Here is a 25,175-nt window from a genome sequence, read left to right on the forward strand (position 1 = left end):
AGGCTCACAAAGGCGGCTGCTGTTCCCCGGCCACGGGTACGTCGCCGTGGCCTTCAGCGCGATACTCATCAAGACGCTGGAGGAAATTATCCGTGATGTTGACCGAAATAGTTGAGCCACCGCCCAGCACTACCAGCGTGGCGAACGCGATGTCATCGTCACGGTATCCGGTGAACCACGCGTGTGATCCTTCGTTAATTTCCGCCTCACCGGTCTTGCCGTAGATAGTGCCCCCGGCTTGCATACCCGCAGCTGTACCGCCCACAACCACTTGGCGCATCATGTCGCGTACTTGGTTAATCGTTTCTGGACTGGGTGGTTCTACCTGTTCCGAGGTCTTTGTCTTGTGAGACTCAATAAGGGTCGGCGTAGGCGTCTTGCCCGCCGCCACGGTAGAGGATACGAGCGCCATACCGAAGGGAGAAGCAAGGTCTAGGCCCTGGCCGTAACCGGCCTCGGTACGATCCAGAGGAGTCTCCCCTTCTGGAATGGAACCCGTCATTGTCGACAGGCCAGGAATCTCATAGTCGATGCCCAGACCATACTGCTTGCCAACCTTCTGCAGCTCGCCCTTATCCATGTTCGTTGAGATTTCGGCGAAGGTCGTGTTGCACGATTGAGCAAAGGCTTGGCGCAGCGGCACCGAACCCAGCGAGAAACCGTTGTAGTTCGTCACAACGCGCCCGTACAGGTCCATGGTTCCGGGACACGGCACGATGGAGTCGGGGTTGAGCCCGTGCTTATCGACGCCCGCCGCGGCCGTAATAATCTTAAACACCGAGCCCGGGGGGAACTGGCCCTGCAGGGCGATATCGCCCTTCTTATCAGCTTCAGGAGTTTGGGCCACAGCGAGAATCTCGCCGGTCGAGGGACGCATGGCCACGATCATCGCTTCATACTCAGAACGCAGATTTACTGCTTCTTGGGCTGCGCGCTGCACGTCATAGTCCAGCGATACCTTGATAGACGGGGCGGCCTCGGGTTCGTGATATTCGACATCAGACAGCGCTGCGCCATGTTCATTGACCACGGAAACGGACCACCCGTTGGTGCCATTGACCTCCTCGGAGACCAAGGAACGGACACGGGAGAGAATGTCTGGCGCGAGACCAGTATCGCGGGTGATGAGTGCCGGCTCTTCATTGAAGCGAATGCCTTTTTGATTCTCTAACGCCGAACGCACGCGGTCTACTTGGGCATCAGTGAGCATGGCAACGGAGTAGGAACCGTCGACCCCTTCCAGCTTTTTGCTGAGCTCACCTGCATCGATTTCGGGAATCGAATCATCATCACGGTGGGCTTGGCTCAAAGCACTCGAGATCTTGGCCGCGACTGGGCGCACATCACCCGCCGCATCAGTGTCGACAACCAAGCGGTACTGCAGTCCCGGAGACATAAGTTCCACACCGTCGGAGGAGACCACGCCTGCCCGCTTCGGGGCTATAGAGCGCAGCTCAAGGTGCTGGTGAGCACCCAAATCGGGATGCACAATGCTGGGCTGCCAGCGCACCGTCCATTCCTTATCCTTGCGAGTCAAGGCCATGGACGTGTCATAGCGCAAAGTACGGTCACGCGGCAGAGTCCATGTCACGGAATAATGAGCGGTGGCGCGGGCATCCTCTTGTTCCACACCAGTCAGCTCCACGTCGAGCCCCTCTGCTTGGAGGCCAGCGAAGGTGGCATCGAGGGTTGAGGTGGCGGTCGAGGGTTCGTCGATAAGCGCGGCGAGTTCCTCGTTGTTGCGGGTCTCCATGTCCTCGAGGAACTGCTCGGCCACAGGCTCCGCCGAGACCGGCTTCGGGGTGCAGGCAACCACTGAGGACGCCGCGATACTTGCTGCGCCCAGCAGCGCCACCAACCTCTTCATGTTTGGGCAGCGTAGCAGGTGGAGGCGACACGACGGTCGCCCCACACCGCGAAAGGTGCCTACTGCGTGACGCGAACCTCAGCCTTAGCGCCCTTGACGGCTTCAAGGCCCTGTTCCTCTGCGAGGCGCATTGCTTCCTCAATGAGGGTTTCTACAATCTTGGACTCGGGCACGGTCTTAATGACCTCGCCCTTGACGAAGATTTGGCCCTTACCGTTGCCGGAGGCCACACCAAGGTCGGCGTCGCGCGCCTCACCTGGGCCGTTAACCACGCAGCCCATGACGGCCACGCGCAGCGGGAACTCCATACCGTCAAGGCCCTCAGTCACCTCGTTGGCCAGCTTGTACACGTCTACCTGGGCACGGCCACACGACGGGCAGGAAACAATCTCCAGTTTGCGGGGGCGCAGGTTCAGCGACTGCAGAATCTGATCGCCGACCTTGATCTCCTCGACCGGGTCAGCGGACAGGGATACGCGGATAGTGTCACCGATGCCTTCCGCCAACAAAGCGCCGAAGGCAACAGAGGACTTGATGGTGCCCTGGAAGGCCGGGCCCGCCTCAGTGACACCGAGGTGCAGCGGATAGTCGCACTGAGCGGCCAGCTGGCGGTAAGCCTCCACCATGATGACAGGGTCATTGTGCTTAACGGAGATAGCGATGTCACCGTAGCCGTGCTCCTCAAAGAGGCTAGCTTCCCACAGAGCGGACTCGACAAGTGCCTCCGGGGTGGCCTTACCGTATTTGTCCATGATGCGCTTATCCAGCGAACCGGCATTCACGCCGATGCGAATCGGGATTCCTGCATCACCGGCAGCTTTGGCTACTTCCTTAACGCGGCCATCAAATTCCTTGATGTTGCCCGGATTAACGCGAACCGCGGCACATCCGGCGTCAATCGCGGCGAAAATGTACTTGGGCTGGAAGTGGATATCGGCAATAACCGGGATGGGAGACTTCTTCGCAATCGCTGGCAAGGCATCAGCATCCACTGTCTTCGGGCAGGCGACGCGAACAATGTCACAGCCGCTGGCGGTAAGCTGCGCGATCTGCTGCAGGGTGGCGTTAACGTCGTGTGTCTTCGTCGTCGTCATCGACTGCACCGAGATGGGGTGCTCTGAGCCCACGCCTACCTGGCCGACCATCAGCTGGCGCGTCTTACGGCGCGGCGCCAAGGTGGGAGGTGGGCCGTCAGGGATTCCAAGACCGATGGGGGTCGACATGTGCGCTCCTTGGATAATCGAGGTTTAACGCCCCCACTCTAGCACCGAGTGCGCCTAGCCAAAGAGGCGTACCGGGTTCACCACATCCGCGACAATGATGAGCGCACCTACCGCCATTAGAAGGAACGCGAGCGCGTAAGTAATCGGCATGAGTTTGGTGTAATCCGCCGGACCCTTCGGTTCCTTTCCCATGAGGCGGCGAATTCCGTCACGCAGCTTTTCGTACAGGATGACGGCGATGTGTCCACCGTCGAAGGGCGGAAGCGGGATGAGGTTGAACAAGGCAAGGAAGAAATTCAGCGAGGCCAGCATCATGAAGAAGAACGACCATAGGCTGCGCTCCACGAGCTCGCCGCCCACACGCGAAGCACCGACGACAGACATCGGACCATTAACATCGCGTTCCTGTCCAAAGATGGAGGCGACCACGCCTGGGATTTTGGCCGGGAATTGTGCGATGCCTTGCACCGTCGCGTCGAGCACGAAGCTGGTATAGCGCGCCGTTGCTGGGAAGGCTTCTACAAAGGAGTAGGTCTCCACGATGTCAATGAGCTGGTTGGTCATGCCAATAGCACCAACGCTGACGAGCTCACCTTCCGCGTTGAGGCGAGTCACCGTGGCGAGAGGGATCTCAAAGGAACGTTGAGCGCCATCACGTTCCACTTCGAGTGTCACGGTCTCACCTGGATGCTGCATAACGGTATCCCGCAGCTGCGCAAAGGAGTCCACAGCCTCGCCATTGAGGGCCAGCACGATATCGCCTGGTTCCACGCCCGCCTCCCCTGCTGGGCCCAAGCCTTGGCAGGGTTCGAGTTCACCATCGGCTTTTTGATCAGACGTGCAGGATACTTCGCCCACGCGCGGGCGCACATCCGCATCCGGATTCGGCAAACCCGTAGTCATGGCGATGATGAGCAGGATAATAAAGCCCAGAAGCAGGTTGACCGTGATGCCGCCAGCCAACACGATGATGCGCTGCCACCATGGCTTCTTATACATGGCATGCGGTTCCTCTTCTTCAGTGAGGAACTCATCCTGGGCAGTCATACCGGCAATATCGCAAAAGCCGCCCACGGGGAAGGCTGCGAGACCGTATTCGGTATGCCCGCGGCTTACTGAGGCCACTTTAGGGCCAAAACCGATAAAGAAACGGCGCACACGCATGCCAAAGGCGCGGGCAGTGAACATGTGTCCGGCTTCGTGCAGGGCAACAGTAATGCCGATTCCTAGAGCGAAGAGAATAATGCCCAGGACATTTGCCATAGGTGAAGGGGCTTTCTATCGAGCGAGTGAATCCACCAGCGCGTTCGCGCGGCGGCGGGCCTCACCTTCCACGGCGAGGACGTCATCGACGGTAGAGGGTACACCAGCGAACTGCGTCGCTTCACCCAAGACGTGGCTAACCACGTCAACAATCTCCGGAAAGTGGATACGCCCCGCCAAAAATGCAGCGGCTGCCTCCTCGTTGGCCGCGTTGTACACCGCAGCATGGGTACCGCCCGCGGCGGCCGCCTCGCGCGCTAGCCGCACCGCAGGAAACGCAACATCGTCGAGGGGCTCAAAGCGCCATTCGTGAGCAGTCGAAAAGTCCAAGGCCGGTTGGGCGCCTGGCACTCGGTGCGGCCAATCCAATGCCAAGGAAATGGGCAGCTTCATCGACGGTGGGGAGCACTGCGCCATCGTGCAGCCGTCCGTGAAGGTTGCCATGGAATGCACGATGGATTGGGGGTGAACGGTGACCTCAATGCTTTCCGGTGGAACGTCGAAAAGCAGGGTCGCTTCAATCAATTCAAGGCCCTTGTTGATCAGCGTGGCCGAGTTGAGCGTGTTCATCTGACCCATGGACCAGGTGGGGTGTTGGGCTGCTTGCTGCGGGGTCACCTCCCACATTTCTTCGCGCGTCCACCCTCGGAAGGGGCCACCCGAGGCGGTGAGTACGAGGTGATCGAGCTCAGCGTCACTTCCTCCGCGCAGACACTGCGCCATGGCAGAGTGCTCAGAATCCACGGGCACGATCTGCCCCTCCGACGCCAACCTGGTAACAATTGATCCACCGGCCACGAGGGATTCCTTGTTGGCCAGCGCCAGTACTTCACCCATCTCCAACGTTGCAATGGTGGAGGCTAGCCCCATGGACCCGACAAGGGCATTGAGCACCTTATCTGCTTGCACTGCGCGAACGAGCTGTTCGGCTGAATCCGGGCCGGAGAGCACAGTACCGCCGAGTGCTTCGGAGACCTCTCGTGCCGCCTCAGGCTTGGCGACGGCCACGTGGTCAAACGAAAGATTGAGGGCGCGGGCCTGCTCAATAACCAGCTGGGGGTTCGAACCGCCGGCAGCAATGCCGACGACGGTGAATTTCTCCGGGTTATCTGCGATAACCTCCAGTGCCTGGGTGCCGATAGAGCCAGTAGATCCGAGGATAAGAATGCGTTGGGTACTCACTCTGTTAACCCTAGTCGGAGTCGCGCGCACAGCGACGACAAGGTTGCGGGGGTGTTTAATCGCGGTTAACGTCGGGATGCTTTAAACTACTACACAGAATAACTGGCATTTTCGTGCGCTCACGCAGGTGAGCTGCGTGTACAGACAAAGGAGAGCAAGTGTCTTCCCACAAGCCGGCATCGCAGGTTTTCGACGGCGTATCCACCGATGACGTCCCGTCCGCAGGTTTCGGTTGGTCCCGCATCAGCCGCTCGGGTGTTCAGATCGCTGGCTGGACTTCCGTCCTGTTCCTGCTGGCCTACAACTTCGGTAACCACAAGGGCCACGTGGAGACCGTCTGGCTCATCGCCCTCGCTATCCTCATTGCCCTCGGTTTGGTGATTTACGCACTGCAGCCGAAGCTCTCCCAGGTACGTACCCTGACTGCCCGTAACAAGCCGGTAGGCCACCAGGAGCCGGACTGGGCCTATGAGCAGAAGACCGTTCACAACGTCTACGCTGAGCTGACTGATGATGAGCTGCGCGCCCTCAACATTGAGCCGTCCCGCATCGCTCACCTGCGTGGCGCTACCACCGCAGGCGTCAACGCTACCCCGGTCACTGGCCGCCACGCTGCCAAGCCGGTGTCCAACTAAGGCTTTAGGCCTCTTCACCAGCTTTAAAGCTCCCCGCTCCACATGCAGTGGACACGGGGAGCTTTGTTATTTGTGCTTGCAGGAAGGGATACACAAGCCCACACGCACGGAGTGTGCGGGCTAGCTGACGTAACGGTCAACCTTGGCGTAGATTTCGGGGGCGTGCGTATCAGCGTAGTTTCCGGCACTGCGCCAGACCACGGCGTACACCGCCGCGGGTAGCAATAGCGATACCAGAGGTCCGATAACCAGCGGCCAACCGTGGTCATAGGCCATCCAGGAGACGATGATGCCGGGCACCACTGGCATCCATGAGAGAAGTAGACCAGCAAAGGCAGCGACAAAGGCAGCGCCCGAGTAACCAGATTTGTCGTTCCAGCGGCTGGCACCAGGCTCCGACAATGGATAAGGATTCAGCACGGTTAGTCCCATGCTGATGGCGCAGGTAGCAATGAACATACCCACGCTTGCGCTGACGGCCAGGACTGCTACCTGAGTGTCCTCCGCAAAGATAATGACGATGAGCGCCAGCACAAGGTAGCCCACGAAAGGAACCACCAAGTGAGCTAGATGCCGGGCATGCAGAATCACACGCGGGGGAACAGGAGCAACCATGCTGACCCAGTTGGATGGGCCGTCAAAGCCGTAATCATTGGACAGAGCGGAGGACATCATGACCGCGCTGAAACACAACATGAAATAAGCCACGAAGTCATCGCCGCGCCACAGCTGATAGATAACGAGCACCGCGAACATGGGCATCGCCAACAGTAAGCCCATCAGGCGCTTATCGCGACGAATATAACGCAGAGCGCGAGTGAATTCCATGGCGGCCGGGCTCGAGTAGGACCAGGAACCGATCTCGAATGCGGTAACCCCCTCCCCTGTTACCTCCGCTGCGTGATTCTTCCCGGCATCAGGGTTGCGCATAGCCTGGGCTACCTGGTGCATCCACAGCCACATCACTGCCGCAGCGGTGAGAAGGGCGATGAGAAGTTGGGCTAGGGCGGTGACAAAGTGGCCGGCGGCAAGCGAAAGTGCCCATCCCACCGCGGCACCAAACGGCGACCACGCGGCGATCGAACCCATGGCCCCCACCGACGGTAGATTCTCCAGCACTGACTGCAACTGAAGGACGCCGAAAACAAGCAATCCCAGGACAATCATGACGGCTGCCTGCGCGCCGGACTTTTCGGAATTAGCGATGGCAGTGCCGAGGAACCCGACGCACTCCCCCAAGACGATGGTGGTCAGGCACGCCACAACCATCCCGAGTACGAAAGGCACCGCGTAGATGCCGGCGCCCTGAAGCGAAAGAATGATGGTCCCGGCTACCGCGTAGATGGTGGAGAAAAGTACCGACAAGATGGCGCGTGTGGTGAGCATACTGGACCACAACAGGCCGGGGTACACCTCTTGTGGCGTTAAAGGAAGTGCACCCAATGTCGAGGGTGAAAGCTGGTTCTCCCCCGCCGGCATGAAGATGGCGAGCATGACATAAATAAGCATGCCGCCGGCAACGCCCAGCGTGAGGGACTGAAAGCCGTGCCCAGGCTGTTCAATATCCGCCCACGCCATAAAAAGGAGGCTGACAAGACCGCCGAAGCCGTACAAGGCCATGAGAAGTGCCGTCAAAATGGACGAGGCGTTGGAAGCCACGCTACGCCGCCACAAGGTGCGGTGAAGGCGGAACAGTGTTGAGGTCATTACTCAGCACCTTCCGTGCCCAGCGATCCCTCTGCCGAGGTTCGCAACCAGCCAAACTTCGACGCATCCAAGTCTCGCCCACCCACGGCTGCAATGAAAAGATCGGAGAGGCTTTGTCCCTGGCGCACATCATCGACGTGGCCAGAGGTGATCACCTGGCCGCCGTTAATGATGGCAACGTGATCGCAGAGGCCCTCAACGAGCTCCATGACGTGAGAAGACAAAATGACAGTGCCACCACGCGAGGCATAAGCGCGCAGCAGCTGTTGAATGAGGCGTCCAGAAACCGGGTCCACGGCCTCCAGCGGCTCGTCGAGAATGAGCACCTCCGGATTGTGGAGGACAGCACCGGCCAGCAAAATCTTCTTCGTCATGCCGGCGGAATAGTCCACGATGCGTTTGTTGGCGGCGTCGGTAAGCGAGAGGGCGTCGAGAAGCTCCTGCGCACGACGCAACGACTCCCCACGGTCTAGCCGCCGCAGCGCGCCCAGGTAGTGGAGGTACTCAGCGCCAGTCAGCCGGTCAAAGACCGGCGCACCGTCCATGAGCAACCCCATGGATTGCTTGGCCGGAATGGGATCCGCCCACACATCGTGCCCAGCGATGAAGCTCTGCCCAGAATCAGGGCGCTGCAGACCACACGCCATGGTGAGCATCGTGGTCTTACCTGCGCCGTTGGGCCCCACGACACCATAAATGGTGCCTCGGGGGACATCCAGGTTGAGATGGTCAACAGCAGTCTGGTTACCAAAGGTCTTGCACAAGCCGCGCACGGCCAAGGCCTGGGTGCGCGGGTCCGGTGCAAGCGCCTCACGATAAGGATGAGTCATAACTGTTAACGGTATCAAGACCCGTTAACACTGGAAGAACGCTCACGCCTGCCGGGAAAAGATTGTTAGGAAACTGTAAGCGGTCTGCTAAGCAGTTTCGCGCTCATCAGCGGCGAGCTGGCCACAGGCCGCGGCAATCTCATCGCCCTTGGTGTCGCGCACCGTGCACGGCACACCTTGAGCAATGACGCGGCGCACGAACTCGTCCTGGCGGGCCTTAGGCGCTGCGTCCCACTCGGAGCCAGGCGTGGGGTTAAGCGGAATGACATTGACGTGGACCTTGGAACCGAGCGCTGCGTGCAGCTTCTGTCCCAGCATGTCTGCGCGGAAATCCTGGTCATTCTTGTCCCGAATAAGCGCGTACTCGATAGACACGCGGCGGCCAGATTTATCGGCGTAGTAGCGGGCAGCGTCGAGCACGTCATCGACCGGCCAGCGGTTATTGACCGGCACGAGGGTATCGCGCAATTCATCATCCGGGGTATGCAGGGAAACTGCCAGAGTGCAGGAGAGATCCTCATCCGCCAGCTTGCGAATAGCTGGAGCCAGGCCCACGGTGGAGACGGTGACGTTGCGCTGGGACAGGCCGAAGCCAGTCAAGTCCTGTCCGGTGATCTGACGGACTGCCTGGACGACGCGCTTGTAGTTCGCCAGCGGCTCTCCCATGCCCATAAACACGACGTTGCTCAGGCGGCCGCCTTCTGCCTCCATGAGGCGTGCGGCGTGGCGGAACTGCTCCACAATCTCCGCCGTGGACAGGTTACGGTCAAGGCCGCCCTGGCCGGTGGCGCAGAACGGGCACGCCATGCCGCAACCGGCCTGGGAAGAAATGCACAGCGTAGCGCGGCCCGGGTAGCGCATCAGGACCGACTCCAACAGCGTGCCATCGTGCAGGCGCCATAGGGACTTGGTGGTCTCGCCATCATCCGTGGAAGTCTGGCGGATAGGCGTCATAAGCTCCGGGAAGAGCTTTTCCTGGACAGCATCGCGGGAAGCAGCCGGGATGTCGGTCATCTCGGAAACGTCGGCGGTGTAGTGAACGTAGTAGTGCTTGGCCAGCTGCTTTGCTCGGAACTTGGGCAGGCCAAGTTCGGCGAGCGCTTCAATGCGCTCGTCCTCGGTCAAGTCCGCGAAGTGCTTCGGGGGTAGCCCGCGACGCGGAGCGGAGAAGTTCAATTTCAGTGGTTCAGCCATGGTGAGGCCCATTTTTCCACGTTTTTGGCCACATTATCCAATCGAAGCTCCGCTGGAGTGGCGAAAGTGACATGTTGACCTATTTAATAGGTGTATGACGAATCCAGAACATAGCTCTGAAAATCTCCACTCAACCTCCGGCCCTTTCGCTGACAACGAACCGAGCACAAACTTCGACGCGCAGCCTGACAACACTGCCTACGAGACCACCCCGGATACCACGGGGGCTGTCGAACCCGCCGGCACGACGACTGATAGCACTACTACGGGGACTTCCCCGGCAGCGACCACGGACAAGAACAACGGCAAGGTTAAGGGCTCTTTTGCCGCCAGCACCTGGATCGCCCTCATCGTGGGCTTCTTGCTGCTGATTGTGCTCATCATCTTCATTCTGCAGAACCAGCACGAAGTACCGCTCAACTTCCTCAACTGGTCTGTCGAATTCCCGGCCGGCGTTACCTACCTCATCTGCGCCATTGCCGGTGCACTCATCATGGCGCTCGTCGGCGGCTGGCGTATGTTTGAGCTGCGCCGCCAGGTGCGCAAGCAGGCTCGACGCTAGGCGTCCGAGCACTCCCTAGGGGGTAAGGGTGGCCAGGAAACTCATGGCCACCCAGGTCACCATTGCTGACGGCAACATGCCGTCGAGTCGGTCCATAAGGCCGCCGTGGCCCGGCAACAGGTCCGACATATCCTTGATACCCAGCTCGCGTTTGAATTGTGATTCCACGAGGTCACCCAGCGTGGCACAGAATACGAGTCCAAGGCCCATCAGTGCGCCAACCCACGGGGTATGGTGAAGCAAGAAAGCAAAGCACAGCGCGCCAGTGACGGTGCCGAACACGACAGAGCCAGCGAAGCCTTCCCAGGACTTCTTCGGGCTCACGGCAGGGGCCATGGGGTGCGAACCAAACATGACGCCCGCGATGAAGCCACCGGTATCTGACGCCACCACGCAGAGCATGAAAACAACAATGGACGCCGCTCCGGATGCAAAAGGCGTCTCAACACGGGAGAGCATCGCCGCGAACGTACCGAAAAGCGGAATCCACGTCAGAACGAAGATGCCCACGGACATATCGCGCAGATAGTTAATCGGCGGGCGATGTCGACCATTGTGGAACAGACGCCCAAACATGAGGGCTAGCACGGCCACGACATAGACCGCTACGAGTCCCGGAGCGTTCAGGAACCACGAAACCCACACCATCGCTTGCCCCAAGACGATAAGCAGCGTGCGTGGCACGTAATAAGAGTGCTCGCGCAGGCGTGTCAGCACCTCCCACATGGCCACGCCAAGCGCTGCTGCGACCACCAAGTACCACACAAAAGGCCCTGCCCACACGGCGAAGACAACCAGCGCACCAAGTCCAACACCCACGCCAATGGCAGCGGGCAGATCTCTGCCCGCATTGTTCTTCGGCTTAGGCATCCGGCGAGTGTGCCGTGAGTGCTCAGTGGTCACGCTAACTCCTTCACACGTAATGGAATGTCATCGTGGGGTCCTACACAGAAAAATGCCGCCGTGCTGGTCGGTGCCCTTGGCGCGGCGGCGGTTCGGAGTTCATAGCAGGAGGCTAGACCTCCATGAGCTCCTCTTCCTTGTTGGCGACGAGCTTGTCTACCTGCTCGATGTAGCCGGAAGTAATCTTTTCCATTTCCTTCTCAGCGGCGATAACCTCATCCTCGCCCGCGTCGCCATCCTTCTGCAGTTTCTTGAGCTGCTCCATCGCCTTGCGGCGAATGTTGCGGATAGCAATCTTGCCATCTTCGCCCTTGCTCTTAGCCATCTTGACCATGTCGCGACGGCGCTCCTCCGTGAGCTGCGGAACAGTCACGCGCAATACCTGACCGTCATTGGTCGGGTTTACGCCGAGATCCGAGTTGCGGATAGCGTTCTCAATCTCACCAATCATGGACTGCTCGTAGGGCTTGATAAGCAGCATGCGCGGCTCCGGGACAGAGATAGTGGACATCTGCGTAATCGGAGTCGGCACACCGTAGTAATCCGCGACCAAGCCGTTGAACATGGACGGGTTCGCGCGGCCGGTACGGATGGTGAGGAGCTGCTCGCGGGCATGCTCCACTGAGGCGGTCATGTGCTCTTCTGCTTCGAGCTGGATCTCGTCGATCATGAGGGTTTACAACTCCCTTGCAATAGTTAAAAGTTCTGGGAAAGAATCTAGCAGGTCGCGGCCGGTTTGTACTAAGACTGGACCAGCGTGCCGATCTTCTCACCATTAACGGCACGCTTAATGTTGCCGTCGGTCAGGAGGTTAAACACCAAGATCGGCATGTTGTTGTCCATGCACAGGCTGAATGCGGTGGCATCTGCTACCTTCAGGCCCTTCTCAATGACCTCACGCGGGGTGATTTCGGAGTACAGCTCAGCATCCGGGTTGGTGCGCGGGTCAGCGGAATATACGCCGTCCACGGCCTTGGCCAAGAAGAGCACCTCCGCCCCAATTTCGAGCGCGCGTTGTGCGGCAGTGGTGTCGGTGGAAAAGTACGGCATACCCATACCTGCGCCGAAGATGACGACGCGACCCTTCTCCAAGTGGCGGTCTGCACGCAGCGGCAGGTACGGCTCTGCTATCTGGGCCATGTTGATGGAGGTCTGCACGCGGCAGTCAATGCCTTGCTGCTTGAGGAAGTCCTGCAGCGCCAAGGAGTTCATGACGGTGCCCAGCATGCCCATGTAGTCAGAGCGTGCGCGGTCCATGCCGCGCTGGGAGAGCTCAGCACCACGGAAGAAGTTGCCACCGCCGATGACCACGGCAATTTCAGTACCCTGGTTAGCCACCTCGGCGATCTGACGTGCGACGTTTTCCACTACATCCGGGTCGATGCCAACCTTGCCTCCGCCAAACATCTCACCGCCCAGCTTCAGCATGACTCGCTTGTATCCGGTTCGCTTCGGTCCAGGGGTCGTCACGGCCTTCATCGTCTCCTTCACGCATGGCGGTGCTCCACATTGAGCATCCGAGTTGAGCACTTCACTTTTTCTGTTCCATCTTAACCATAGCCGCGTCCGTCATAAATATTCACCCACGGCTGTGCGTGAGCAGTGCTTGACGACGTCCCCAAAACGCAAACGTCCCCCTCTCCTACCCCTGTACATCGTGGGGAGGGAGAGGGGGACGGTGAGTCAGCGCGTCGCGCCCAAATGGCGTTTAGGCGCCTACCTCGTAGCGAACGAAGTTGGTGATGGTGGTGCCAGCCTCGTCAGCCACCTGCTTGACGGTCTTCTTGGAGTCAGACAGGGAAGCCTGCTCAAGCAGGACGACGGACTTGTAGAAGCCATTGAGGCGGCCTTCCACAATCTTCGGCAGCGCAGCCTCCGGCTTGCCCTCCTCGCGGGTGGTAGCCTCAGCGATTTCGCGCTCCTTCTCGACGACCTCAGCCGGAACATCCTCGCGAGTGAGGTACTCGGCGTTCATGGCAGCAATCTGCAGGGCTACTGCGTGTGCGCCCTCAGCGTTGCCCTCGTAGGACACGAGAACGCCCACTGCCGGCGGCAGATCAGCGGAACGCTGGTGCAGGTAGACAGCAACGTTGTCGCCCTCGATGGTGACTGCGCGGCGTGCCTGCAGCTTCTCACCGGTCTTTGCGGACTCTTCGTCGACGACCTCAGAAACCTTCTTGCCATCGATCTCGAGGTTGTTGAGCTCCTCGCCGGAGTTAACCTTGGCCTCGCCAGCAGCCTCAGCAATCTTGGCAGCGAAGGACTTGAAGGCCTCGTTCTTAGCCACGAAGTCGGTCTCGCAGTTGATCTCGACCATGGTGTTGCCGGACACGGCAATCAGACCCTCGGTAGCCTCGCGCTCAGCACGCTTGGACACGTTCTTTGCACCCTTGATGCGCAGGTACTCGACAGCCTTGTCGTAGTCACCCTGGGACTCGTCGAGAGCCTTCTTGCAATCGAGCATGCCGGCGCCGGTGGCCTCACGCAGTGCCTTAACGTCTGCAGCAGTGTAGTTCGCCATAGTTGGAGCGTTCCTCCTTGGAAGTAAACGGTATTCGATGAAACAGCGTAGCTGAATCGCTTCCACCACGTCGCGTTGAGGGGGTGTTAGTGATTCTCAACTCCCCCGCGAGGGTAACGCGCACGACACCGCGGTGCCCGTTGACGGCGTGGTGGCGTGTCACACGCCATGATGTGGCGCGTGAGAAAAAGCCCCCATCGCCGCGGGTCTGTATGTACCGCGCGGTGCGGGGGCTTTTGGGCAGTGCAGATTACTCTGCGGACTTCTCGGCGTCCTCAGCCTTCTCGGCGGAAGCCGGGTCGGAAGCAGCGGCAGCCTCAGCGGCGTCGCGAGCGTCCTTCTCAGCAGAATCGCCGGCAGCTTCCTTAGCCTGAGCAAGCTGGCGTTCTTCGCGAGCTTTCTTGCCCTCTTCCACTGCGGTGGCAATGATGCCGGAGAGCAGCTTGGTGGCGCGGATAGCATCGTCGTTGCCCGGGATCGGGAAGTTGACCTCATCCGGGTCGCAGTTGGTATCCAGAATGGCTACAACCGGGATGTTGAGCTTGTGAGCTTCCTTGACCGCGATGTGCTCCTTGTTGGTGTCAACGATCCACAGTGCGGACGGAGCCTTGGTCATGTCGGAGATGCCGCCCAGGACGCGCTCGAGCTTAACGCGCTCGCGGGTAAGCATGAGGACTTCCTTCTTGGTACGGCCCTTGTAGCCGTCCTCTGCAGCGTCCATAGCCTGCAGTTCCTTCATGCGCTTCAGGCGCTTGGACACGGTCTGGAAGTTGGTGAGCATACCGCCCAGCCAGCGGTGGTTGACGTACGGCATGCCAACGCGGGTTGCCTCTTCGGCAACAGCTTCCTGAGCCTGCTTCTTGGTACCAACGAAGAGGATGGTGCCGCCGTGTGCGACGGTCTCCTTAACAAACTCGAAGGCCTCATCGATGTAGGTCAGCGTCTGCTGCAGGTCAATGATGTAGATGCCGTTACGGTCGGTGAAGATGTAGCGCTTCATCTTCGGGTTCCAGCGACGGGTCTGGTGACCGAAGTGGACACCAGCGTCGAGGAGCTCGCGCATGGTTACAACTGCCATGATTCGCTCGCTTTCTATACGTTGTTTCGGTTTTGCAAAAATTGTGCGGTATTTTATCCCGCACCCTAGCAACGAAGGCCCAGGTCAACACCCCGACTCAACGGGGACCGCGTTAACCACAGACTGTCTCTTCCTTAACCCAGGAAGCGACGACTTCGCCGCGCGTAGTCAATCCAGAGTTCCACTCTTCATGCACCTCGGACAGGGAGCCCGAAGGACAACACAAGAGCAGTGAACACAGACTGCTGACGGCCAGCTTAGTACTGCACGCGCGAGGATTCCAAAACGACAGACCCTAAACTCACAGGGACTTTGTTGACATCCTCACCTAGCTTCCCCACGGCTGAAACATACGTTTCTTCTTTAACAGGTTATCCACACCTCACTTTCTCCCCCTTCCCACGACAATCTCAAGCATCAATGCTGGAATCATGCAGCACCGCCCTCACATCACCACCGTTCTTGCGACCGTCGCCGTCCTGGCTCACGTTGCCGTAGTCACTGTTCCGCAGGCCCTGTCTTACGTCGATCCGACGACCGGTTTTCCCACAGCTACTCAGGTATTGCGGGGATTCGAGCCTCCCGAGCAGCGCTGGCTCTCCGGTCATCGCGGTGTTGACTTAGCCCTGCCAGTAGGCGGCTCTGTGCGCGCGGCCGGGGATGGAGTGGTGCACTTCGCGGGTTCGGTCGCTGGTAAACCCGTGGTATCCATCAAGCATGACGACGGGATTCGCACGACCTATCAACCTGTCTTTGCGAGAGTCAAAAAAGGTGACCACGTCACAGAGGGAGACATCATTGGCACGCTGGCGCCGTCCGTCGACGGCTATCCGGGACTCCACTGGGGTGCCGTGGAAGGACGTGAGGACTACATCGACCCATTAGGGCTGTTGGGCGAACCCGTCATCCGGCTCAAGCCCGTGGGTGGGAACGCGCGTAGACGTCCTTAAGCCTCTGCGCTGAGACGTGGGTATAGACCTGCGTGGTCTGCAGCGAAGAGTGTCCTAATAGCTCTTGGACCATACGAAGGTCAGCGCCGCCTTCTAGAAGATGTGTGGCGGCCGAGTGCCGGAGGCCGTGTGGGGTCAGGCCCGACTCCCCTGTCACTTGTGCGGCGCGCTCCACAACTCGTCGCACCTGGCGGGCATCAATACGGCTGCCACGAGTCCCCACAAATACAGCCTCAGTGTCACCCGCTAGCTGGCCGCGCCCAGAACTCAACCACGCCTCCAGCGCCTCTGCTGCTGCTGCCCCAAAAGGCACTACGCGTTGCTTATTTCCTTTACCGGTGACGCGTGCGGTTCGGCGCGCGAGGTCAACATCGCCGATATCCAGCCCAACCAGTTCCGCGACACGCACGCCGGTGGCGTAGAGGAATTCCAGCATGGCGCTATCACGCAGGAAGTGAACCTCATCAGTGGAGACTGCATTGCCCATCAGCTCACCAGCGGCAGAGGGCGACATGACCGTGGGCAGGTGCTTGCCCACCTTCGGCGTCACCAGACGTTGAGCCACATCCGTGGTGAGATAACCTTCACGTGCTGCCCAGGCTGAGAACGCGCGCAGTGAGGCGGTGCGCCGCGCCAGCGTGGACCGAGACTTCCCTTCCTCGACTGCGCGGGCCAACCATGCGCGCAGCGCAGTCAACGTGAAGGAGGCAAAGTCAGGCACGCTGTCACTCAGCAAGCGCAGGTCTGAGCAGTATCCGCGAACGGTGGCGGATGAGCGGCCACGGACAACACGCTGGTGTTCAGCGAAGTCCTCTATTGCTTCCTCCAGCTGCGCCCCAACGCGCCGCCCACCATTTTCACTTGCGCCACTCATAACTCAAGAGTGTACTCACGTACGCTGCCATAGCGATCCGGTACGGCTTATCACCCCCATCTTCTGCATCGCCACCAGCAGGTGCACTGTCAAGGCCACGCGCATGCCTGCCGCCGCGGCAATGTCTTCGGCGCTCGCTCCTTCCTCCGCGGTTTCAGGAGGCGTGGAGTCATACACCTTGAGCTCGTTTCGAGAAAGCCGCTGGACCGCCGTGGGCTGGAACTCCAACTCGTATTGTCCCGCCGCGTCCACGGCACCGACTTGGCCAACCAAACCTCGTACCTCATCAGCAGAAGCCACCAATTGCGCGCGACCCTCCTGGATGCGCTGGTGACAGCCCAATGAACCCGACGTTGTTATTGGCCCCGGAACCGCCATAGCTACCCTGCCCAGAGCTTCCGCCCAATTCAACGTGTTAAGCGCACCCGATCTGAAACCAGCCTCCACAACCACGGTGCCCGCCGTCATCGCTGCCACCAGCCGGTTACGAGAAAGAAATCGAAAGCGCTGCGGCCGGGTTCCCGGCGCGAACTCCGAAACAACGCAGCCTGACGCGGCAATCTTCTCAAAGAGCTGTGCGTTGCGCGCCGGATAGGAAATGTCGATGCCGCAGGCGGCCACCGCCACTGTCTGGCCGCCTGCGTCCAAGGCGCTTTCGTGAACAGCAGTGTCCACACCAACCGCGCCGCCAGAGACAATTGTCCACTGGTGGGTAGCTAAGCCGCCTGCTAATAACCGGCTTGCTTCCCAGCCGTAGCGGCTAACTGCACGAGTGCCGACCAGAGCAACAGACTGCGCTACGGCCTCACGCAGATTACCGCCGCGTACCCACAAACTATGGGGAGGGACGGCTTGGTCATCGAAGGTGGCGGGTGCATCGACAAGCCCCTGTTGATAGAAACCGAAAGCACTGGAGAACTCCTCGCCCGGCCACTCATTGTCGTCTGGGGTAATCAACCTCGCCCCAACTGCTTCCGCGGCAGCTAGGTCTTCGTCTTGACGCAACCAATCACGCCGCGAAGCCGTGGACTGGCGCAACGGACCGATCCAGTCCTCTCCCCTATAAATGCCGTGAGCAATCTCTTCTGCGGGGTAGTGAGTGAGCAATCCATGCAGCTCAGGTGAGGGTCCCTCCACCACGCGGTTGAGATAGGCCCAGGTGTGCTGGGGTGTCGATAGATTGAGCTCACTCATGCCGCCAACCTTTCGATTGTCCCCGCGCCACGCAGGTCAAGTGCCCGGCTGACGTGGTCGAGGTCTGGGCGGGCTGCGCCATCAAGATCCGCCAGCGTCCAGGCCAATCGCAAGACTCGGTCCACGCCACGTTGGCTGAGCTCTCCTTCAGCCAAGTAGGCTGCCAGCATGATCATGGCGGATTCAGCTGCGGGACGATGACGCCGCAGATACGAGGCCGAAACAGCACCGTTATTCACCACGCCTAGACCGTCGTTCTCCCATCGAGTGGTCATGCGTTCACGGGCTTCGGCTACGCGCTGCGCAATAACAGCTGAGGTTTCCTCGCCTTCGGCATTGAGCACTGCGGACTGGCCGGACAAGGAGATGATAATGTCGAGGCGATCACGCAAGGGGCCCGAAAGGTTGGAGAGGTAGTTCATCCGGTCCACCGACCTGCATTCACAGCGTGCTGGATCTTCTGTGCCGCAGCGGCAGGGGTTCGCCGCGAGCACCAGCTGAAAACGTGCAGGGAATGTAACCTCCCGGCGCGCCCGGGCCAAACGCACCTGCCCTTCTTCCAACGGTGCGCGAAGGCCGTCCAACACCTGGGCAGGTACCTCACTAACTTCATCCAGGAAGAGAACTCCGTGGTGAGCTAGGCTCACAGCGCCCGGCCGCGGGCGGCCCGAGCCACCACCGATAAGCGCGGCTCTGGTCACTGAGGCATGCGGGGCGATAAAGGGGGCCCGGGAAATGACTGTCCCCACTGAGCCTGCCACCGAATGAATAGCGGTAGCTTCAACTGATTGGTCGGTAGTCAACCGCGGCAGAATGCTGGGCAAGCGGGAGGCAATCATGGACTTTCCAGACCCAGGTGGGCCGACCATCATGACGTGATGCCCGCCGGCTGCCGCGACCTCTGCTGCCCACTTAGCTTCCTTCTGGCCGGCCACTTCGCTGAAGTCGGCTGGCTCTTCGCGCAACGCTACGACGTCGCGTGCAACAAGCTCCGCTGCGGCAAGACAATCGCTGCCACAAGCCCAGGCAAAAGCATCCCACAGTGTCTCGGCGACAAGGACCCGCATTCCCGGCACGAGAGCTGCTTCCGCGGCATTGCCCGGCGGGATGATGAGAGTGTCATAGCCCTGGGAGCGTGCTGCCAGAAGCGCGGGGATGATGCCAGATACCGGCCGAACGCGGCCATCAAGCCCTAGTTCGCCCAACACGATTGTCCCGTCAAGACGGCTATTGCCCGCCTGCCCCGCCGCCAGAATGGCAAGTGCCATGGGCAAGTCGAAATGGGCTCCAGCCTTGGGCAGCGACGCCGGGGACATCGACACCACGACTTTGGTCTTGGGCCAGGGCAAGTGAGAGTTGCTCACCGCTGTGCGGATGCGGTCGCGCGACTCAGAAATCGCGGCATCGCCCAAGCCCACCACGTGTACTCCCGGGAGTCCTGGCCCGACGTTGGCCTCCACCTCAACGACTTTGGCAAGTACACCGTCGAGCGCAATCGTGTCGCACCTACCGAGCGCCATGTTCCACCCCCTGGAAGTACTCCACATCGAAGTCGGCGCCAGATTGTACGAGGCCGAGGACGTCAAAGCGGACCTCGGAAAGCGGTTTGCCATCCAGCCAGTAGGCGGCAGCCTTGCGCAGGCGCTGCAGTTTGCGCTTCGTCACCGCCTCTGCGACGCCGTAATTGCGCGTGGCGCGGGTCTTGACCTCGACGAAGACAATTGTCCCATCCCGCTCGCGTACAACGAGATCTATCTCCCCCACGGAGTACTGCACATTCGCAGCTATTACCTGGCTGCCGCGTGCCCGGTAGAAGTCGGCGGCGAATTGTTCACCCGCTCGCCCTAAAGCGTCTTGGGGGCGGATGGTCTGGCCCGCGGCGGGCGAGTTCAGGGTCCCTGTTCGAGTAGACGTTGCTGAAGTTCTGGTCATGGAGGTGCTCCTTGGACTGGTCGTGTTCTCTACACGCCGCAAGCACGACACAAGCCCAGTCCTTGTGCCGTAGACCTCACGGCACTATCCAGAACACCCCAGGCACCTATCTCCTGGCGAGGGGCCCACAGCCCCACACGGCATATCTGTGGATAACGAGTCCGGGGTCACCCCACACCCTCGGGGTTATCCACAGCCTGGGCTAGTCCGGAAGCACGAAGTCCGGCTTGTCCAGCTCCTCAATGTTGACGTCCTTGTAGGTGATGACGCGAACGTAGCGCACGAAACGTGCGGAGCGGTACATGTCCCACACCCACGCATCCGACATGCGCACCTCGTAATAGACATCAGGTCCGGACGTGTGCGGGATAAGTTCGACGGCGTTGGCCAGGTAAAACCTGCGTTCGGTCTCCACCACATAGGAGAATTGGCTGACCACATCGCGGTACTCGCGGTACAGCGACAGCTCGACTTCAGCCTCGTAGTTATCGAGTTCCTCAGCGCTCACGGTGTGCTTCTCCTTCGCTCACGTCTCCGGTGGTTGTCACGTGTTGTGACAGAACGTGCCTCAGCTTACTTCCCGCACAGCGTTGAAGCGCTCAGGCGCGCGCGAGGAAATCCGCATGGGCGCCAGCAACATTGCGATAACTCATCCGGTGTTCCGGTGTTGCCCCCAAAAGAGCAATAGCCTCCTGGTGCGCGACGGTGCCATATCCCTTGTGACTGCTCAGCCCGTAGCCCGGGTAGCGCTGCTCAAGTTCCGCCATGAGACGATCCCGGGAAACCTTGGCCAAGATACTCGCTGCTGCAATACACCGCGCGGCGGCATCGCCACCGATGATCGGCAGCTGCGGGGAAGGGATACCGGGGACTGGGAGTGCGTCGGTAAGCACATAGCCCGGACGGACCTCCAACTGCGCCACCGCGCGGCGCATGCCGGACACATTGGCGTGTTGGATTCCAAAGGTGTCGATTTCTCGAGCCTCAATGTGCACCACGGACCAGGCGAGAGCTCGCCGTTTAATGATCGGTTCCAACTGGGCACGTGCAACAGGGCTCAGTTTCTTGGAATCATCAAGGCGCTCAAGCCCCGGGAGGATACGTTCCGGAAGGATGCAGGCAGCAATGGTCACCGGGCCACAGCAGGCCCCTCGCCCAGCTTCATCCACGCCCGCCACCGGCCCCAGACCCGCCTTTGACAACGCCACCTCATACGTGCGCTTTTGCTTCAGCCGCCTCATAGTTCTGGATGGTCGATCGGGTGCGCGCGGCTGACCGGCAGGACCACGGCTTCGACTTTGCCTCGCACATTCTCGACGGGGATGGTGCCCTGCAGCTTATCGCCCAGATGCGCGCGGGAGTCGAGGGAATTGGTGCGGTTATCCCCCATGACCCACAGGTGACCGTCCGGTACCGTGACCGGACCAAAGTAGGCACCGCCGCACGCTTGTGAGGCCCCGCTACTATCGATGGGAATCTCGGGAGGGTCAAGGACAAAATCCTGGCTCGTTGCATGCCCGTCCACCATGATGGCAGGATCGCCTTCCTCGCAGGACACGGTCTGCCCGCCTGTGGCGATGACACGTTTGACCAGGATGTTGTCACCGTTGGGCACCAGCCCCACCACAGCGCCTAGGTTTTGCAGCCCGCGCACAACAACGTTGCGGGAACGTGCGACGTCAAACGAGGTATTCCACGAATCTGGTCCGGAAAAGACCACGACGTCTCCCGGCTGCGGGTCAGAGAAATAGTAGCTGACCTTCTGCACGACGATGCGGTCGTTCGCGCACCCAGGGCAGCCATGCAGGGTCGGTTCCATCGAGGACGATGGAATAAGGTACATCCGCCCCACAAAGGCTTGGATGAGAGCCAACACAGCAAAGGTCACCGCAAGCGCCCACACCACGTCGCGTGTGCGCAGGCGTGCGGCTTCCTGGCTGCGTTTAGGACTGGATGTCCGGGTCATCGACCCCACCGATGCGGTTGAAGGGGAAGAACACGAACATGACCTTGCCACGCACGTTCTCCAGGGGGATGGTGCCCTGGTACTCATCCTGCATGTGGTAGCGCGAGTCCGCCGATGCCGTGCGGTTATCACCCATCACCCAGATATTGCCTTCCGGTACGGTCACCGGACCAAAGTAAGCACCGCCGCAGGCATAGGAACCGGTAGTTTCGTCCACCTGGTAGGTGGGCGGGTCCTGAACATAGTCCTGCTCAATGGGCTTGCCATCTACCATGACGGCTGGGTCGCCCTCCTGGCAGGACACAGTCTGCCCACCGGTAGCGATAACTCGCTTGACCAGGGTGTTTTCATCCGGCGGGGTAAGCGAGACATAGCTCAAAGCATCCTGAATGCGGTGAATCACCGGGTTATCCGAGCGCGGGGATTGCCAGTTGGTATCCCAATCCTCGGTGCCCTTGAAGACGACAACATCACCCGGCTCTGGGTTCTTGTCGCCGTAATACGAGACCTTCTCGGTGAAAATACGGTCATTGTTGCAGCCGGCACAGCCATGCAGGGTCGGCTCCATCGAACCCGAAGGGATGACGTACTGGCGGCCCACAAAGTTCTGGAACACACCGACCACCGCGAGTACGCAGACCACGACGATGACGGTCTCCAGGAACCACGGCATCTGCTTCTTTTCTTTCTCCTGCTCCTTCGCAGACAATGCAGTGCTTGGCGACGTCCCCCCTACCGCCGCATCCACGTTCTTCTCTGCGCCCCGCTCACCGCTGGTGACACCGTCGGCGAGGTTCTCAGAGACACCTTTAGTCATGTCCTTGTCTTTATCCACGTGCTAAATCCTAGCAATGTGCAACGACATCCTCGGTATGTGGCTCGGCAGGAGCAGCGTTGTAAAGCACAAAGCCCTCCGCCTTTCCCACCAGGAAAGGTGGGAAGCGGAGGGCTGAGCAGAGCAGCTAGAACTAGCGACGCTCCTTGATGCGGGCCTTCTTGCCGCGCAGGTCGCGCAGGTAGTACAGCTTGGCGCGGCGAACGCGGCCACGACGAACTACCTCGATGGAGGCGATGTTCGGGGAGTGAACCGGGAAGGTACGCTCCACGCCGATGCCGAAGGAGACCTTACGGACAGTGAAGGTCTCGCGGATGCCGTCGCCCTGGCGGCGAATGCAGACGCCCTTGAAAAGCTGGGTACGCTCGGTGCTGCCCTCGATAACCTTGACGTTGACGTCGAGGGTGTCACCCGGGCGGAAGGACGGGATATCGTCACGCAGCTGTGTTGCGTCAACCTTGTCAATGAGGTTTGCCATTGAATGTTTTCCTTTTCAGTTTAAGACAGAGGACCCTAGCGCCACCTTTCGGTAGCTGACCGGTTCGTGCCTGTTACATAGAACAACGTCATCTTTCCATATCCCACCCCCACCGGCCAAATTGTTCCAAACGCCTGACATGGCTGGGATTTACCCTCTATGGTGGGAAACGCACTGATACCCCACGGGTGCCCGCAGGAAGTGGGCTGAGAGTGGCGCTGACACCGCGCCTGCACCGTTCGAACCTGTCTGGTTAGCACCAGCGAAGGAAGAGAGGAGCAGCCATGACGGCTACCCATAACCCTATCCAGTCCTCCGTCTCCGGAGAGATCCACCCCAAGCACTCCTACTCCCCCATCCGGGAGAAGGGCCTCGAGGTGCCTGAGACGGAAATCCAGCTGGATGATTCCCCCACCGGCCCCAACGAGCCTTTCCGCGTATACCGCACCCGTGGCCCGGAGTGTGAGCCTGAGGTGGGCCTGCCGGCGCTGCGTGCAGAGTGGATTGCCGAGCGCGGCGATGTAGAGGCCTACGAAGGCCGTGCCCGCAACCTGGCCGATGACGGCCGCTCCGCCGAGCGCCGCGGTGCGGCTTCCCAGGAGTGGAAGGGGGAGCGTCGCCAGCCGCTGCGTTCGAAAGAAGGCAAGCGTGTGACCCAGATGCACTATGCGCGCCAGGGCATCATCACCAAGGAGATGGAGTTCGTGGCCCTGCGCGAGCACTGCGACCCGGAGTTTGTACGCTCCGAAATTGCCCGCGGCCGCGCCATCCTGCCCAATAACGTGAACCATCCGGAATCGGAGCCGATGATCATCGGGCGGAAGTTTCTCACCAAAATCAACGCCAACATCGGCAACTCCGCGGTGACCTCCTCCATTGCTGAGGAAGTCTCCAAGCTGCGCTGGGCCACGCGCTGGGGCGCGGATACCGTCATGGATCTCTCCACAGGCGATGACATCCACACCACCCGCGAGTGGATCCTGCGCAACTCACCGGTCCCGATCGGAACCGTGCCCATCTACCAGGCCCTGGAGAAGGTAAACGGCGTGGCGGAGGACCTCACCTGGGAAATTTTCCGCGATACCGTCATCGAACAGTGCGAGCAAGGCGTGGACTACATGACTATCCATGCCGGCGTACTGCTGCCCTACGTGCCGCTCACTACGGACCGCGTGACGGGCATTGTCTCCCGTGGTGGTTCCATCATGGCGGGCTGGTGCCTGGCGCACCACAAGGAGTCCTTCCTCTATGAAAACTTCGATGAGCTCTGCGAGATTTTCGCGCGCTACGACGTCGCTTTCTCCCTGGGTGATGGTCTGCGTCCCGGCTCGCTGGCGGACGCCAACGACACCGCACAATTCGCTGAGCTCAAGACTATCGGCGAGCTCACCCGGCGCGCCTGGGAGTACGACGTTCAGGTCATGGTGGAAGGCCCCGGCCACGTGCCGCTCAACATGATTCAGGAGAACAACGAGCTTGAGCAGGACTGGGCCTCAGATGCCCCCTTCTACACGCTGGGCCCGCTGGTTACCGATATCGCGCCGGGTTATGACCACATCACCTCCGCCATCGGTGCGGCGAACATCGCCATGGGTGGCACGGCCATGCTGTGCTACGTCACCCCGAAGGAGCACTTAGGACTACCCAATCGCGATGATGTGAAGACCGGCGTTATCACCTATAAGCTCGCAGCCCATGCAGCCGACGTGGCCAAGGGCCACCCGGGTGCACGCGCTTGGGACGATGCGATGAGCAAGGCCCGCTTCGAGTTCCGCTGGCACGATCAGTTTGCACTCTCCCTCGACCCGGATACCGCGCAGGCCTACCACGATGAGACTCTGCCCGCCGAGCCAGCGAAGACGGCGCACTTCTGCTCGATGTGCGGCCCGAAATTCTGCTCGATGCGCATCAGTCAGGATATTCGCGATACGTTCTCCGATTCCCTCGGCATGCCCAGCTTCCCGGGCCAAGGCTCCGTCGA

At 60.2% G+C, this 25,175-nt stretch carries 24 protein-coding genes, 1 pseudogene and 1 riboswitch; of the genes and pseudogenes, 4 read left to right on the forward strand and 21 right to left on the reverse strand.

Annotated features, from left to right (window positions below):
- Window positions 1–4: 4 nt before the first annotated feature.
- From NX84_RS08710 to dxr, 4 genes are read right to left on the reverse strand one after another with little or no spacing between them, the layout of a single operon-like run.
- Window positions 5–1,867, reverse strand: a complete 1,863-nt coding sequence (locus NX84_RS08710) for a penicillin-binding transpeptidase domain-containing protein (protein ID WP_039675902.1) — start codon at window positions 1,865–1,867, stop codon at window positions 5–7.
- 59 nt (window positions 1,868–1,926) lie between these two features.
- Window positions 1,927–3,090: a flavodoxin-dependent (E)-4-hydroxy-3-methylbut-2-enyl-diphosphate synthase gene (ispG, locus tag NX84_RS08715; RefSeq protein WP_039675904.1), complete on the reverse strand. Its 1,164-nt coding sequence runs from the start codon at window positions 3,088–3,090 to the stop codon at window positions 1,927–1,929.
- Window positions 3,091–3,144: 54 nt separating this feature from the next.
- Window positions 3,145–4,353, reverse strand: coding sequence for a M50 family metallopeptidase (locus NX84_RS08720; protein WP_039675906.1), 1,209 nt, complete (start codon window positions 4,351–4,353; stop codon window positions 3,145–3,147).
- Window positions 4,354–4,368: 15 nt separating this feature from the next.
- A complete protein-coding gene (gene dxr, locus NX84_RS08725) occupies window positions 4,369–5,535 on the reverse strand; it encodes a 1-deoxy-D-xylulose-5-phosphate reductoisomerase (RefSeq protein ID WP_039675909.1) in 1,167 nt (388 codons plus the stop codon).
- Window positions 5,536–5,693: 158 nt separating this feature from the next.
- Between dxr and NX84_RS08730 the strand changes: the two genes are divergently transcribed.
- Window positions 5,694–6,170, forward strand: coding sequence for a DUF2631 domain-containing protein (locus tag NX84_RS08730; protein ID WP_039675911.1), 477 nt, complete (start codon window positions 5,694–5,696; stop codon window positions 6,168–6,170).
- A 120-nt stretch (window positions 6,171–6,290) separates the two neighbouring features.
- Here NX84_RS08730 and NX84_RS08735 read toward each other — a convergent pair whose 3' ends face one another.
- The 3 genes from NX84_RS08735 to rlmN form a co-directional block, all read right to left on the reverse strand.
- Window positions 6,291–7,877: a hypothetical protein gene (locus tag NX84_RS08735; protein WP_039675913.1), complete on the reverse strand. Its 1,587-nt coding sequence runs from the start codon at window positions 7,875–7,877 to the stop codon at window positions 6,291–6,293.
- Window positions 7,877–8,707 carry an ABC transporter ATP-binding protein gene (locus tag NX84_RS08740; protein WP_039675915.1) on the reverse strand — a complete coding sequence of 277 codons (831 nt, stop codon included), beginning with the start codon at window positions 8,705–8,707 and terminating at the stop codon, window positions 7,877–7,879. The genes NX84_RS08735 and NX84_RS08740 overlap by 1 nt, the downstream gene beginning before the upstream one ends.
- An 87-nt stretch (window positions 8,708–8,794) precedes the next feature.
- Window positions 8,795–9,901 (reverse strand): dual-specificity RNA methyltransferase RlmN, encoded by a 1,107-nt coding sequence (rlmN, locus tag NX84_RS08745; RefSeq protein ID WP_039676256.1) that lies wholly within the window; start codon window positions 9,899–9,901, stop codon window positions 8,795–8,797.
- A gap of 94 nt (window positions 9,902–9,995) precedes the next feature.
- On the opposite strand from rlmN, the gene NX84_RS08750 reads away from it, so the two are divergent.
- A complete protein-coding gene (locus NX84_RS08750; protein ID WP_039675917.1) occupies window positions 9,996–10,463 on the forward strand; it encodes a LapA family protein in 468 nt (155 codons plus the stop codon).
- A 15-nt stretch (window positions 10,464–10,478) separates the two neighbouring features.
- Here NX84_RS08750 and NX84_RS08755 read toward each other — a convergent pair whose 3' ends face one another.
- From NX84_RS08755 to rpsB, 5 genes are all read right to left on the reverse strand, one after another.
- On the reverse strand, window positions 10,479–11,333 hold the full coding sequence (locus NX84_RS08755; RefSeq protein ID WP_174519867.1) for a phosphatidate cytidylyltransferase: 855 nt from the start codon (window positions 11,331–11,333) through the stop codon (window positions 10,479–10,481).
- A 145-nt stretch (window positions 11,334–11,478) separates the two neighbouring features.
- Complete coding sequence (gene frr / locus NX84_RS08760; protein ID WP_039675919.1) at window positions 11,479–12,036, reverse strand: ribosome recycling factor; 558 nt, start codon at window positions 12,034–12,036, stop codon at window positions 11,479–11,481.
- Between the two features lie 71 nt (window positions 12,037–12,107).
- The gene (gene pyrH / locus NX84_RS08765; RefSeq protein ID WP_039675921.1) at window positions 12,108–12,845 is read right to left on the reverse strand and encodes a UMP kinase; all 738 of its coding nucleotides are present in this window, start codon (window positions 12,843–12,845) and stop codon (window positions 12,108–12,110) included.
- A gap of 229 nt (window positions 12,846–13,074) precedes the next feature.
- On the reverse strand, window positions 13,075–13,887 hold the full coding sequence (gene tsf / locus NX84_RS08770; protein ID WP_039675923.1) for a translation elongation factor Ts: 813 nt from the start codon (window positions 13,885–13,887) through the stop codon (window positions 13,075–13,077).
- A 250-nt stretch (window positions 13,888–14,137) separates the two neighbouring features.
- Window positions 14,138–14,965: a 30S ribosomal protein S2 gene (gene rpsB / locus NX84_RS08775; protein WP_039675925.1), complete on the reverse strand. Its 828-nt coding sequence runs from the start codon at window positions 14,963–14,965 to the stop codon at window positions 14,138–14,140.
- A gap of 431 nt (window positions 14,966–15,396) precedes the next feature.
- Between rpsB and NX84_RS08780 the strand changes: the two genes are divergently transcribed.
- Window positions 15,397–15,915, forward strand: coding sequence for a M23 family metallopeptidase (locus NX84_RS08780; RefSeq protein ID WP_039675927.1), 519 nt, complete (start codon window positions 15,397–15,399; stop codon window positions 15,913–15,915).
- On the opposite strand, the gene NX84_RS08785 is transcribed toward NX84_RS08780, so the two are convergent.
- The 9 genes from NX84_RS08785 to rplS all read right to left on the reverse strand — a co-directional run bounded on the left by NX84_RS08785 (window position 15,878) and on the right by rplS (window position 23,194).
- Window positions 15,878–16,789: a tyrosine recombinase XerC gene (locus NX84_RS08785; protein WP_039675929.1), complete on the reverse strand. Its 912-nt coding sequence runs from the start codon at window positions 16,787–16,789 to the stop codon at window positions 15,878–15,880. The two genes, NX84_RS08780 and NX84_RS08785, sit on opposite strands and share 38 nt — an antisense overlap.
- 15 nt (window positions 16,790–16,804) lie before the next feature.
- Window positions 16,805–17,983, reverse strand: coding sequence for a DNA-processing protein DprA (dprA, locus tag NX84_RS08790; protein ID WP_039675931.1), 1,179 nt, complete (start codon window positions 17,981–17,983; stop codon window positions 16,805–16,807).
- Window positions 17,980–19,503 (reverse strand): YifB family Mg chelatase-like AAA ATPase, encoded by a 1,524-nt coding sequence (locus NX84_RS08795; protein WP_039675933.1) that lies wholly within the window; start codon window positions 19,501–19,503, stop codon window positions 17,980–17,982. The genes dprA and NX84_RS08795 overlap by 4 nt, the downstream gene beginning before the upstream one ends.
- Window positions 19,490–19,915, reverse strand: a complete 426-nt coding sequence (locus NX84_RS08800; protein ID WP_039675935.1) for a YraN family protein — start codon at window positions 19,913–19,915, stop codon at window positions 19,490–19,492. Before NX84_RS08800 ends, NX84_RS08795 begins: the two co-directional genes overlap by 14 nt.
- 202 nt (window positions 19,916–20,117) lie before the next feature.
- Window positions 20,118–20,423, reverse strand: coding sequence for a DUF2469 domain-containing protein (locus NX84_RS08805; RefSeq protein WP_039675937.1), 306 nt, complete (start codon window positions 20,421–20,423; stop codon window positions 20,118–20,120).
- Window positions 20,424–20,514: 91 nt separating this feature from the next.
- Window positions 20,515–21,156 carry a ribonuclease HII gene (locus NX84_RS08810; protein WP_039675939.1) on the reverse strand — a complete coding sequence of 214 codons (642 nt, stop codon included), beginning with the start codon at window positions 21,154–21,156 and terminating at the stop codon, window positions 20,515–20,517.
- Window positions 21,153–21,881, reverse strand: a complete 729-nt coding sequence (gene lepB, locus NX84_RS08815) for a signal peptidase I (RefSeq protein WP_039675941.1) — start codon at window positions 21,879–21,881, stop codon at window positions 21,153–21,155. The genes NX84_RS08810 and lepB (NX84_RS08815) overlap by 4 nt, the downstream gene beginning before the upstream one ends.
- On the reverse strand, window positions 21,859–22,554 hold the full coding sequence (lepB, locus tag NX84_RS08820; protein ID WP_111689415.1) for a signal peptidase I: 696 nt from the start codon (window positions 22,552–22,554) through the stop codon (window positions 21,859–21,861). Before lepB (NX84_RS08820) ends, lepB (NX84_RS08815) begins: the two co-directional genes overlap by 23 nt.
- 295 nt (window positions 22,555–22,849) lie before the next feature.
- Window positions 22,850–23,194 carry a 50S ribosomal protein L19 gene (gene rplS / locus NX84_RS08825; protein ID WP_039675943.1) on the reverse strand — a complete coding sequence of 115 codons (345 nt, stop codon included), beginning with the start codon at window positions 23,192–23,194 and terminating at the stop codon, window positions 22,850–22,852.
- 174 nt (window positions 23,195–23,368) lie between these two features.
- A riboswitch (TPP riboswitch) is annotated at window positions 23,369–23,483 on the forward strand.
- Between rplS and thiC the strand changes: the two are divergent.
- Window positions 23,479–25,135, forward strand: a pseudogene (gene thiC, locus NX84_RS08830) (phosphomethylpyrimidine synthase ThiC); the annotation flags it as partial. It overlaps the preceding riboswitch by 5 nt.
- Window positions 25,136–25,175 lie beyond the last annotated feature (40 nt).

Source organism: Corynebacterium minutissimum, from assembly GCF_000805675.1.
GTDB classification, from domain to species: Bacteria; Actinomycetota; Actinomycetes; order Mycobacteriales; family Mycobacteriaceae; genus Corynebacterium; species Corynebacterium minutissimum.